General features: G+C 67.5%; 10 protein-coding genes. 4 read left to right on the plus strand and 6 right to left on the minus strand.

Annotation, left to right across the window (positions count from 1 at the left end):
• Positions 1–174: 174 nt before the first annotated feature.
• Both NDI79_RS05920 and NDI79_RS05925 read right to left on the minus strand, forming a co-directional pair.
• The gene (locus tag NDI79_RS05920; protein ID WP_310927512.1) at positions 175–1,863 is read right to left on the minus strand and encodes a histidine kinase N-terminal 7TM domain-containing protein; all 1,689 of its coding nucleotides are present in this window, start codon (positions 1,861–1,863) and stop codon (positions 175–177) included.
• Positions 1,864–2,048: 185 nt separating this feature from the next.
• Positions 2,049–3,818, minus strand: a complete 1,770-nt coding sequence (locus NDI79_RS05925; RefSeq protein WP_310927513.1) for a nitrite/sulfite reductase — start codon at positions 3,816–3,818, stop codon at positions 2,049–2,051.
• Positions 3,819–4,308: 490 nt separating this feature from the next.
• Between NDI79_RS05925 and nasA the strand changes: the two genes are divergently transcribed.
• Positions 4,309–6,402 carry an assimilatory nitrate reductase NasA gene (gene nasA, locus NDI79_RS05930; protein WP_310927514.1) on the plus strand — a complete coding sequence of 698 codons (2,094 nt, stop codon included), beginning with the start codon at positions 4,309–4,311 and terminating at the stop codon, positions 6,400–6,402.
• A gap of 506 nt (positions 6,403–6,908) precedes the next feature.
• Positions 6,909–8,207, plus strand: coding sequence for an MFS transporter (locus NDI79_RS05935; RefSeq protein ID WP_310927641.1), 1,299 nt, complete (start codon positions 6,909–6,911; stop codon positions 8,205–8,207).
• A 120-nt stretch (positions 8,208–8,327) separates the two neighbouring features.
• On the opposite strand, the gene NDI79_RS05940 is transcribed toward NDI79_RS05935, so the two are convergent.
• The 3 genes from NDI79_RS05940 to NDI79_RS05950 form a co-directional block, all read right to left on the minus strand.
• On the minus strand, positions 8,328–8,717 hold the full coding sequence (locus NDI79_RS05940) for a DUF8048 family protein (RefSeq protein WP_310927515.1): 390 nt from the start codon (positions 8,715–8,717) through the stop codon (positions 8,328–8,330).
• Positions 8,718–8,791: 74 nt separating this feature from the next.
• Positions 8,792–9,778, minus strand: a complete 987-nt coding sequence (locus NDI79_RS05945; RefSeq protein WP_310927516.1) for a hypothetical protein — start codon at positions 9,776–9,778, stop codon at positions 8,792–8,794.
• 171 nt (positions 9,779–9,949) lie between these two features.
• Complete coding sequence (locus tag NDI79_RS05950; RefSeq protein ID WP_310927518.1) at positions 9,950–10,423, minus strand: redoxin domain-containing protein; 474 nt, start codon at positions 10,421–10,423, stop codon at positions 9,950–9,952.
• 206 nt (positions 10,424–10,629) lie between these two features.
• Between NDI79_RS05950 and NDI79_RS05955 the strand changes: the two genes are divergently transcribed.
• Both NDI79_RS05955 and NDI79_RS05960 read left to right on the plus strand, forming a co-directional pair.
• The gene (locus NDI79_RS05955) at positions 10,630–11,376 is read left to right on the plus strand and encodes a CPBP family intramembrane glutamic endopeptidase (protein WP_310927519.1); all 747 of its coding nucleotides are present in this window, start codon (positions 10,630–10,632) and stop codon (positions 11,374–11,376) included.
• 268 nt (positions 11,377–11,644) lie between these two features.
• Entirely contained in the window at positions 11,645–11,824 is a 180-nt protein-coding gene (locus NDI79_RS05960; RefSeq protein WP_310927520.1) for a hypothetical protein, read from the plus strand.
• A gap of 10 nt (positions 11,825–11,834) precedes the next feature.
• Here the strand turns inward: NDI79_RS05960 and NDI79_RS05965 are convergent, their stop codons facing one another.
• Positions 11,835–12,044: a helix-turn-helix domain-containing protein gene (locus NDI79_RS05965; RefSeq protein ID WP_310927522.1), complete on the minus strand. Its 210-nt coding sequence runs from the start codon at positions 12,042–12,044 to the stop codon at positions 11,835–11,837.
• Positions 12,045–12,122: the final 78 nt, after the last annotated feature.

Raw genomic sequence — 12,122 nt, forward strand, 5'->3', positions numbered from 1 at the left:
TTCGGTCGTCGTCCGGGAAGAAAGTCGAGAGCGAAGAGAGAGTGCTGATCATCGAACGTGTACTCTCCGTACAGCGATGACCCACCTAACGGACACCTTTCCGTATGAAAGGGACTTTTAACTACACTCGCCGTCAACGCGCGGTCCCGAGCGCCGGACGGCGCCCGCCCCGACTCACCGGTCCGCGCCGGCCGGCACTCCGAGCGTCGCCGTCGCGCCGCCCGCGAAGTCGAGTTCGCAGCCGAGCAGTTCGGCGCCCCAGCGAACCACCCAGAGGTCGAGACTGCTGGCGTGGGTCAGCGCCGTCTCGGTGTCCGCCTCGACCGCTTCGACTTCGTGCGCCGGGAGCGGGCCGCCAGCCCGGACTTCGAGGCGGCGGAAGTCCGCGTCCGCCCCGCCCTCGGGCGCCGCTTCGACCCCGTCGACCAGTCGGACCGTCACGTCGCCGCCGACGTACTCCTCGACGGCGCTCAGCAGGCGGGCGACGGTCGTCGTCAGCAGGCGGGCGTCCGTCTCGACGACGGCGTCGGCGTCCTCCTCGACGGTGACGGAACCCGCCGCGTCGACGGCCGCGACGGCGTCCGCGACCACGTCGTGGAGGCTGACCGGCGCGCGTTCGACGTCGGTGCGGTCCACCACGCGGTCGACGGCGCGCGCGTCCTCCGCGAGTCCGAGGAGCTTCTCGGCGGAGCGCGAGGCGGCCGCGAGCCGTCGGTCGCGGCCGCCGTCGGTCGGCAGGTCGGTCTCCTCGCGGGCGAGTTCGAGGTTCCCCAAGACCACGTTGAGGTCGTTTCGGATGTTGTGTCTGAGCACGCGGTTGAACACGTCGAGTCGCTGCTCGCGGCGGCGCTGGACGGTGACGTCCTGAAAGAGGACGCTGTACCCGACGGGCGTCCCGCCGGGGTCGACGTGTTCGGAGGGGCTGACGGCGAAGTGTCGGGGGACGCCGTCGACGCGCACCGTGACGGTTTCGTCGGCCGCGGCGAGGTCGACGGCGGACCCCACCACGCCGTCGAGGTCCGCCTTCAGCGCCGCCCGCTTCGAGGTCCCGAACGCGTCGGCGGCGGCGGGGTTGAGGTCGACGACGCGTCCCTTCGGGTCGACGACGACCACGGGCGATTCGAGGTAGTCGATGGCCGTCTCGTCGACGACGCGCCGCGTTGTGGGGTTGTACTCGAAGATGTCCGTGGCGAAGACGGCGTAGCCGTCGGCCAGCACGTGCGGGATGAACGCCAGCGGCATCAGGTTCAGGTACGGGTACGGTCCCACCTCCGCGAGCCACATCGCCTGCGCCAGTCCGGGCGGGATGGTGCTGAGGGCGATGGCGAGCGACTCCGCACGGTACAGCGAGTAACTCGCCGCCGTGTCGAGGAGCACGACGGCGGCGACGCCGACGAGGAACAGCCCGAACACCACCGACGCGACGCCGCCCGGAGACGCGGTGTAGGTCGCGGTCGACAGCCCCAACACCGACTCGACGCGGAAATCGGTCAGGAACAGCCCGTGTCCCTCGTTGGTCGCCAACATCACGCAGACGACGAACGGGAAGGCGAACAGCGCCCGGAACCACGGGGTGCGGACGAGGTGGCCGCGCCCGCTGTACGAGAGCGCGAACGCGAGGAAGACGATTACCTGTAGCGCCAGTGCCGTCCACGTGACCGTCTCCAACGGCCGTCGGAGCGCCGGGTCGAAGACGAGATAGGAGACGCCGACGGCGGCGCAGAACAGCGCCTGACTCCCCAGCGTCGCGGCGAACCACTTCGCGCCGGGACTGCCGCGGTAGGTGAGGAGTTTCCACCCGAGCGCAGCCGACCCGACGGCCGCGATGCCGGCGCCCGCGATGGGCCAGAGCGCGACGCTCATTCGGTTTCGGCTCCGTCCGGTCCGCTCTCGACTTCGCCGTTCGGTCCGACGCCTCTCCGACCCCTCGTCTCCCCCCGACTCATTCTTACACCCCTGTTCGACTCGGCAGTAATAACTCTCCCCCTGATATATCACGAGTTCTTATGTGATGTGGGACGGACGGCGTCCCGAGACGGGAGCGACGCTCAGTCGTCCGCCGAGATGGGGTCGCCGCTCGCGTCGGTCGGCGCGGGGCTCTCGCCGTCGTCGAAGGGGTACCACGACTGCTTGCCGTCGGTGAGACAGGGGTCGACGTAGTCGGTCTCCTCGGGTTCGGCGAACTCGACGAGCGCCTCCTGTCCGGTGGCCTCGACCCACTGTCTGAACGTCTGGCCGTCCTCGCGGTGGGCGGCGAACGCTTCGAGGAGGTTCCGGAGCAGGCCGGGCACCTCGTCGGCGGGGACGCGCTGGCGCACCCACTCGACGAACGTCGGCTCCGGACCGATGCCGCCGCCGACGCCGACGTCGAGCGCTTCGACCATCTCGCCGTTCTTCCGCGCGCGCATGCCCTGAAAGCCGATGTCGGCGGTCAGCGCCTGCCCGCAGTCGGCCGTACAGCCGGAGTAGTGCATCTTGATCTGCGAGACGTCGTCGGGGAGGTCGACGTTCGCGCGAAGCCAGCGCAGCATCACCGCCATCCGCGCCTTCGTCTCCGTCAGCGCGAGCGAGCAGAACTCCGTGCCCGTGCAGGCCATCGCGCCGCGGGTGAAGACGCTCGGTTCGGGGCTGTGCGTCTCCAGCAGGTCCGAGGCCAACAGCGCGTCCAGTTCGGACTCGGGCACGTCCATAATGAGCGGATTCTGCCGGCGGGTGAGCCGAACGGCGCCGGAGCCGTGTCGGTCCGCGAGGTCCGCCAGTTCGACGGTCTCGGCGGCGGTCAGGCGACCCACCGGCACCGAGAGGCCGACGTAGTAGTCGCCGTCCGTCTGCTCGTGGACGCCGACGTGGTCGTGCTTGCCCGCCTCGTCGGGTCGACCGGCGTTGTAGGTGTACTCCTCGCGGAGGTTCGTCCCCGCCCCTTCGAGTTCGAAGTCGACGTACTCCGCCTGGAGCAGGTCGCGTATCTTCTCGGTCCCCCAGTCGTCGACGAAGAAGCGGCTCCGGTTCTTCTGGCGGTTCTCTCGGTTGCCGTGGTCGAAGTAGAGTTCGACGAACCCCCGCACGACGTCGTACGCGTCGTCCGGTTCGACGAAGACGTCGAGGCTCCGTGCGCGACGCGGTTGGCGTCCGCCCAGACCGCCGCCGACGCGGACGTTGAACCCGCGGACCGGTTCGCCGTCGACAGTCCTCTCCGCGGGTTCGAGCCCGATGCCGTTGATTGAGTCCTGCGCGCAGCCCTCCCGACAGCCCGTGACGCTGATGTTGAACTTCCGGGGCATGTTGGCGAGGTCGTCGTCGTCGCGCAGTTTCTCCGAAATCTCGTCGAGGACGGGTTGGGCGTCGACGAACTCCCGGTCGTCGCGGCCGGCGACCGGACAGCCCGAGATGTTGCGCATCGTGTCGCCGCCGGCCGACCGCGAACTGACCCCGACCGACTCCAGTTTCTCCCATATCTCGGGGATGTCCTCCAGTTTGAGCCAGTGGAGTTGCACGGACTGACGGGTGGTGAGGTCGATCCACGCGTTCCCGAACTCCGGGTTCTCGACCGGGCCGGCGGCGTAGTCCCGCGCCACCTCGCCGATGGCGCGCAACTGGTCGGGTTCGAGCACGCCGTTCGTGTTCGCCAGCCGCATCATGAAGTAGCTCTCCTGACCGGAGCGGTGGTGGAACACGCCCCAGAACTTGAACCGGGAGAACCACATCTCCCGTTCGTCCTCGGGTATCGACTCCCACCCCTCCTCGGCGAACTCGAGTATCTTCTCGCGGACCTCGTCGCCGTACATCCCCGCCTTCCACTCTTCTTTCTTATTCGCCATCGCCGGCCACCTCCGAGCTGGTTGTTCGGAATGCTATCGTACAGAAGATGGGCGTTTGCTTCATTAACACGAGTAGACACCAACATAGAGGCATAAAATGCTGTCCGTTTAACAAATACACCAATCAGGGGGACGAACTCGACGGACTCGAAACGCGGGCCGAGGGATAGGGTATATTTCTGACTTCTGAGGCTGAATTTTTATTTCGGTGTTCGGCTCGTTCGAGAACTGCCGATACGAAACCGATCGGTCGGAGGAGCGGTCAAGCACCGAATCCGTTTCGGAGACGCGCGGCGCGGAACGCCGCCGCGCGAGTATCAATTTAGTTTCTCAATACAATATAATCACCTTCAGGCCGTTCTATTGTCTACACAGCAACGGTTATTGGGCGCGCGTCGCGACGGATGCACAACCAGCGAGTGTGACGGTGGACGACCGTTTTATTCGGTAAAATCGTGACACTCGTCGACGGAATCCTCGCCAACCGACTATGACTGATCCGAAACCGACGACCTGTATGCGGTGTGCGGTCGGGTGCGGCTACCTCCAAGAAGGTGCGGCCCCCGGCCGGGGCGTCGCCGCCGTGTCCGGTCACACCGAACACCCGACGAGCGGCGGCCGCAAGTGCCGCCGCGGCGTCCGCGAGACGGTCGATCCCAGAGGGGAGCGACTGACCACGCCGCTGATACGACGGGGGGACAGCCTGCATCCGACGGACTGGGACACCGCCCTCGGCGTCGTCGCCACCCGCCTCATTGAGGCGATTCGCAAGCGTCCGAGCAACGTCGCCGTGCTGGGAAGCGGCCAGCAGACCAACGAGGCGGCGTACGCCTTGGGGAAGGTCGCCCGGGGCGTCTTCGGGACGCCCCACTACGACGCGAACACGACGCTGTGCATGGCGTCGGCCGTCACGGCGTACTATCAGGCGTTCGGGAGCGACGCGCCCCCGCCGACCTACGACGACATCCCCGAGGCGGAGTCGCACGTTATCTGGGGGGCGAACCCGGCCGTCGCCCACCCGGTCCTCTACCGTTGGATTGCCGAGAGCGCCCGCGCCGACGGCGGTCGGTTGATAGTCGTCGACCCGGTGGCGACGAAGACCGCCGCGGACGCCGACGTGCACGTCCAACCCGACCCCGGCACCGACCTCGCCCTGGCGCGCGCCGTCCTCGCGCACGCCGTCGAGTCCGGCGGGGTAGACGAGGCGTTCGTGGACGCCCACACGGAGGGATTCGAGCGCACGGCCGAGTCGCTCCCGGACGCCGAGACGGCGGCGGCCACCGCGGGCGTCCCCCTCGACCGGGTCGCCGCGGTCGCAGAGGCCCTCGACGCCGCCACGATACTCTACTGGGGGATGGGCGTCAACCAGAGCATCCAGGGCACCGCGACGGCGCGGGCGCTCATCGACCTCTGCTTGGCGACGGGGAACCTCGGTCCCGGGTCCGGTCCGTTCTCTCTCACCGGGCAGGCGAACTCGATGGGCAACCGCGTCTGCGCCTCGAAGGGGACCTGGCCCGGACACCGCGAGTTCACCGACGCGAGCAACCGCGAGCGCATGGCGAAGGTCTGGGACGTGCCGCTGACCCGCTTGCCGGACTCGTCGGGGCCAGGATTCGTCAGCATCGTCGACGGCCTCGCGCGCGGCGATATCGACGTCTGCTGGACCGTGGCGACGAACCCCGTGGCCGGCATGCCCGACGCCGGGTACGTGAAGAAGGCGCTCGACGACGCCTTCCTCGTCGTGCAGGACGCGTTCCGCTCGGACACCCTGGAGTGCGCCGACGTGGTCCTGCCGGCGGCGACGTGGGGGGAGTCGACGGGGACCGTGATGAACATGGAACGGCGCGTCTCGCCGGTGACCGCGGTGAACGCCCCGCCGGGGTCGGCCCGACAGGACCTCGACATCGTCGCGGCCGTCGGCAACCGCATCCACGACGGCGCGTTCGAGGGCCCGCCGGTGGACCCCGAGTCGGTGTTCGACGAACTCCGGGAACTGACCGCCGGCACGACGGCCGACATCTCGGGCATCACGTACGACCGTCTGGAACGCGACCTCGCCGTCCGGTGGCCCGCACCCGACGAGGACACGGAAGGCGGCTACCGCTACTACGACGACGGGGCGTGGTCGTTCCCCACCGACTCAGGCCGCGCCCGGTTCTCCACCGCGGTGCACAGCGCCGTCCCCGAACCCATCGACGAGGAGTACCCGCTCACCCTCACGACCGGTCGGGAGTCGGACACCTACAACACCGGCGTCCGGACGCGCGATACGGGGGAGACGGACACGCCCACCGCGCGGATGCACCCGCGGACCATCGCGGACTGCCTGCTGTCGCTCGACCGCGGCGAGACGGTCATCGAGTCGCGCCGCGCCAGCGTCGCCGTCGAGGTGGCGCCGAGCGACGACGTCCCACCGGGCGTCGTCTGGCTTCCCATCCACAACGCGGCCGCCAACGAACTGACGCTGTCGGCGGTCGACCCCGAGTCGGCCGAACCGAACCTGAAGCAGTGCGCCGTCACGCTCCATCCCCCGGAGAACGTTCGCCGGAAACGCGAACGGGACGCCCCGCCCCTGTCGACGTAGGCGACGCCGCGCCGTCGCCTCGGACGGACGGCGCCGACCGTTCCTCGATTCGCCCCACGGACGTGGGCATTTCGTGGCTCGACCCCCCGAGCGGAGCGGCCGTCTCGACGCCCATTTCATCACGTTCGTTAATCAAATTAATCTGCCGGTGTGGATTCTAAACCCAGCCGAGCGCAGATTTGCCGACAGTTCATTTCATAGATTATCAAGAGAATAATAATCCGTTCGGAGGAGTCGATTGAGAGATTCGGCTCTTCGCGCCTCAAATTGCGCATTTGTCAATCGAATACCTTATCAAGCATCCATGTATGGCACAGAACTGTGATGAAGTGTAAGAACAGAAGGTTTGGAACGAAAGTCGTGAAGGGACAGCACCCGGACCCGGCCGGTCGGTGGACGAACTGGTACGTCTCGACCGATTCGCGTTCGGTTCGGTCGGCCTCGACTGGACGGACGGGCACCGACGGGCGGCACGGGGGGTGTCGGGAATGAACAGTCCGATCAAGATGACGAAGTACCGGACGCTGCTGCTCGCGACCGTCGGGTTCAACTTCTCGTTTCTCATCTGGTTCTCCTTCGCGCCGTTCACCGGCCCGATGGCCGACGAGTTCGGCCTGTCGCTCGCGGAGATCGGCATCCTCGCCAGCGCGGCCATCTGGCTCGCGCCGTTCGGCCGCATCCTGACCGGGTGGCTCTCCGATAAGTTTGGCGCGCCGACGGTGTTCGCCATCGTGTTGGGCTACGTCGGCGTCTTCTCGATGGCCTCGGCGTTCGCCCAATCGTACGCGGTGTTCTTCGTCGAACGCCTCATCGTCGCCACGGCGGGCATCACGTTCGTCATCGGCATCCAGCACGTCTCCGAGTGGTTCGAGGAGGAGCAACTCGGCACCGCCGAGGGAATCTACGCCGGCATCGGCAACGCCGGCGCCGCGGGCGGCGCGCTCATCCTCCCGCGCGTGTTCGGGTCGGGATGGAACGGGCCGCTGTTCTCGACGAACTGGCGCGCCGCGTTCTTCTACACCGGCGTCGTCTCCATCGTCCTCGCCGTCGTCTACTACGTCTTCGGCGAGGCGGCCAAGAGCGACGCCAAGCGGCAGGCGACGAAGGACAGCGCGAGCTTCAAGGGCTGGTTCTTCACGGCCACGCGGTACGGTACCGTCGTGCTCGCGCTGGCGTACGTGATGACGTTCGGCCTCGAACTGTCGATGAACGGCTGGCTCGCCACCTACTACCGCGAGGGGTTCAACACGGACAACCTCGTCCTCGCGAGCACGTTCGCGGCGACGTTCTCCGTCGCCGCCGGACTGCTCCGCCCCATCGGCGGCTACGTCAGCGACGTGCTGGCGCGCAAGCAAAAGGACATCCTGCCCGTCTTCCAGGGGCGCTACCGCGAGCAGTGGACGTTCGTGACCCTGTGTTTCGTCGTCCTGTCGATGTTCGGGATGACCGCCGCGGGTCTCTCCGGGCAGGTTCTCCTCGCCGTCGGCGCCGGCTTCCTCGTCGGCACGGCCTGCGCGCTGGCCGAGGGCTCCATCTTCGCGCAGGTGCCGGCGATGTTCCCCAACAGTTCCGGCGCCGTCGCGGGCGTCGTCGGCGGCATCGGCACCGTCGGCGGCATCGTCTACCCGCTCGTCTACTCCGCGCCGTACCTGCCGAACCTCCACACCGGCTACTCCGTCGTCGCGGTGTCGATGGTTCCCATCGTGCTCCTGACGGCGTGGGTGTTCCAGCCGAAAATAGCCAGCGTGGCCAACGAGGCGGGGTTCGTCAGCCAACAGGAGTCGACGGTGACCTCCGACGACTGACGGGGCCGACGTTTCCTTCGACCCGCCTCTCCGACCGCACCGCGGACGTTCGACTTTCCTCTCCGTTCTCTCCGCGCTCTCCGTTCTTTCGCCCGCCGCGAGCGCCCGCCGACGGCCGGCTCAGAACTGCTCTGCGGTGTCGACGCCGACGACGACGCCGGCCTCGTCGCCGGCGAACCCTTCGTCGGCGTCGGCCGTCGAGGCGAACGCCAGTCGCGCCTGTTCGGCGTGGGCGCGGTGGACGGCCTCTCGGATATCCTCCTCGAACGAGAAGTCCGCGATCACGTCGTTCCACGACGACATGGGGATGCGGTAGGCCCGCACGTCGTCGACGGTGACGTGGTCGCCCTCTCGCTCGAACTTCGAGTGCTGACCGAGGAGGGCCGCGTTGAACTCGACCAGCGCGTCCGCCAGGTCGTCGGGGTCGACGCCCGTCTCGTCGGCGGCGCGGTGTACCACCGCGTCGTCTATCGGGGCCTCTCGCGTCTCCGAGGGACTGTCGTCTGACATCGGATGACGATGGTGGGCGGCGGCCTGTCGGTCTTTCGGCCCGGCGCGCGCCGGCGACGGGCCGACGACGCCGGTTACTCCTCGCCCGCCTCCGTCAAATCGAGCCGATACTCGTAGTATGCGTCCCCGTACCGGAGCAGGTCCCTCGGCGGGTAGTCGTTCGCGCCGGCGTCTTTCGTTACGTTTCCGTCGACGTACGCCCGTTCGTTCATCCGCTTCAGCGCGGAGACGAACGCATCAGGGAACGGATGCTCGGCGGTGTACCCCTCCCCCTGCGCCCGTCGGAACACCTCCCGTTCGGCCGCCGAGAGCGCCTCGGGGTCGATTCGCGCCCCGACGAGGCGTCCGCGGATGGCCTCTTCTATCCCTTTCTCGGAGTCGGCGACGGGGTCGGCGTCCGGGCGGTAGACCGGTTCGTAGAACGTCTCGCGGGCGACTTCGACCCGCCAGACCCGGTCCCGGTGGGCGACGTGCGCGGGGCCGTCGTCGCCGAGGAGTTCGCTCTGACCCGCAGCACTGCCGGCCCGATACACGTAGCCGCCGCGTCGGACGAGTCCCCACGGGACGCCCCCGGCGTTGCCGCGTGCGCGCGCCGCCATGTACGCGATTTGGACCGCCCGCCGGTCGACCTCCGGCAGGTCGTCTCTCTCGACGTACGTCGACTCGTCGGCGTCGTCGACCCGCCCCGCCTCGTACAGTCGCAGGACGGGACGGGTCACCTCCTCCTCGCCGACGACCACCTCGTCGAGGCGGTAGTACGTCCCGTCTCTCTCCGCCCACGCGGGACCGCTCGTCGGGAACGGCTCCCGGTACTGCGTCGTGTAGTCCGTCCCGTTCACGGCCGCCGCGAGGGCCTCCTCGTCCCACGGCGCGCGCGTCTCGTTCAGGTCCTCGACGTACCTCTCGCGGAGCGTCGACGTGCGGCCGTACAGGTGGAACGTGAGCGTCGCGGGGTCGTCGCCGGCCGCCTCGGAGAGTCGGTTCGCACACCCGCTCGCGGCCGAGAGGCCGACCGCGCCGACGAGTGCGAGGAGCCGTCGCCTGGACGTGGTGGGGGACATTCGGTTCCGGATTCGTCCAACACGTCAAGTATCTTTGGTATGTCGGGACTCCAACTCCCGCGGGAGGCCGGGTCGGTCGGCCGAGAATGCGTCGCCACTGCCGAGATTTCGCGTCGGAAAAGGGTGTGATTCGAGGCTCCGGATCGACCGGCGTCCGCGTTCTCACCCGAGTTACGCTGACTGGACGGCGTCCAGCAGTTCCTCGTAGTCGGGTTCGTTCTCGGGGGAGTCGGCCTCCCACGCGTACGAGACGGTGCCGTCGTCGTCGAGGACGTACACCGCGCGGTTGGCGACGCCGTGCAGACCGAGGTCCTCGATGTCGATTTCGAGGTCGTACGACCGAATCGTCTCCCGGCTCATGTCGCTGACGAGGGGGAACGACAGGTCGTACTCCTCGCGGAACGCGTTGAGCGAGAACGGCGAGTCGGCGCTCAGGCCGTACACCGACGCGCCGGCGTCCTCGAAGTCGTCGGCGTGCTCCTCCAGCGCCGACATCTCGTTGGAGCACGGCGGCGTGAACGCGCCCGGGAAGAACGCGAGCAGGACGGGGCCGTCGCCGACGGCCTCGGACAGCGAGAACTCCTCGACCTCTCCGTTCGCGACCTTGTTCGTGAACTCGGGTGCGTCGTCGCCTTCTGAGACCATACCTCCGTTTCGGGCTCTCGAGCGGATAAACCGTCGACAGGACGCCGCTCTCGCCGCCAGCGGGAGAGCTATATACCGCTCGACGACCCGTATTCAACGTTGTTGCCGTCCGACCGGACGGGCGGGTCCGCCCTGTCGACGCAGTTTCAATAGCTGAGCCGACGTACGTTTCGATACCTACGGATTCACTCCGCGGGAGGCAGCTCATGAGTACCCACTACCCCACCCCCGAGACGGACGCTCCGCGCGACGGGCGCGCGGCCCGCGCCGTCCTCGTCGCCGTCGGCCTGTTCGCCCTCGGCGTCCTCGCCAACCTCGTCTTCAGCGTCGCCGTCGCGGTGCCCCTGTTCCTCGCGGGCGTCGGAATCACCTCGGCCGCGGCGCTCGTTCTGCTCACTCTCGCCGGCCAACTCGGCTTCGCTGCCGTCGCCGTCGGCTACCTGCGGCGCTGGCTCTCCGGCGTGCCAGTCCGTCGGCTCACCCGCTCGGACGCGCGCGTCGTCGGCGTCTCCACCGTCGCCGTCCTCCTCGTCGCGTTCGGGTTCACGGCGCTGAGCGCCGTCCTCCCCATCGAACCGACGACGAGCGTCGTCGGCGACGTGGCCGCATCGGAGCCGTGGGTACTGCTCGCGTTCGCCGCGCTCTCGATACTCGTCGTCGCGCCCGCCGAGGAACTGCTGTTCCGCGGCGCCGTCCAGGGGCGACTCCGCCGCGCGTTCGGTCCCGCCGCGGCCGTCGTCGGCGCGGGAGCGCTGTTCGCCGTCCTACACGTCCTCAACTTCGGCGTCCTGAACGCCGGCGCGGCCGTCGCCCTCGGCGTCATCTTCCTCGTCGGCGCTCTCCTCGGGTGGGCGTACGAACGGACCGGCAACCTCCTCGTCCCCGTGGCGGTCCACGGCGTGTACAACGCCGTGCTGTTCGGGGCGTCGTACCTGACGTACGCGCTCGCCTGATTGCTCCCCGACTCTGCGTCCGGGACCGGAGCCGAAACGGTCGCTCAGCCCGCACATCCGAACAGGAATGTCCGAGTAACAACACTGTTCCACATAAGTACGGTTCTCAAAGCAATTTCTAGTTGACAGCAACCAATTCTCTTTTTATTCCTCCGCCCTATTCCCGAAGTGAGGTCGAGCCCACTGTCGTGGATTCCGCAACTCATTCCTGGTTTAAGCGGGGCGGTGAGAGCCGTAGGGACGAATGTGGACTCATCGAGGAAACCAAATGACACGAACACAGCAGTCACTGACGAAAGCGGAGTTTACCGAGCAGTTAGAGAGCCTCGTCCGGACGGCCGAAGCGAACGATATCGACATCGCCGGAGGCTACACCTTCAGAACCGACGGCGACGGCGCGGACTGGAGTCTCGAACTGTTCGAGGTCGTCAAACCCAGCGACAAGTGACAACTTCTGATTAGGAGTCGTCCCGTCGGCAGACTGTCTCTCGAAGATGGGTATCGAGCGCCTGCCGAATCTCCTCGGACGTTCGAACGTCCGCGACGCCGACGACGTCGCTGAGTTCCTCCAGCGTGATTCGACGCGGCGTCTCGAAGTACCCCTCCCTGACGGCCAGTCTCAGTATCTCCCGTTGGTATTCGGAGAGCGTGTCACTCGACCCCATCATACTCGTTCGAATTATTGATTGTTCCCGTCAAAAAGGCCTCTGTAGCCCGCGACTGAACTAATCGGGGATCCGACAGTC

This window comes from Halogeometricum sp. S3BR5-2, from assembly GCF_031624635.1.
Lineage (GTDB): Archaea > Halobacteriota > Halobacteria > Halobacteriales > Haloferacaceae > Halogeometricum > Halogeometricum luteum.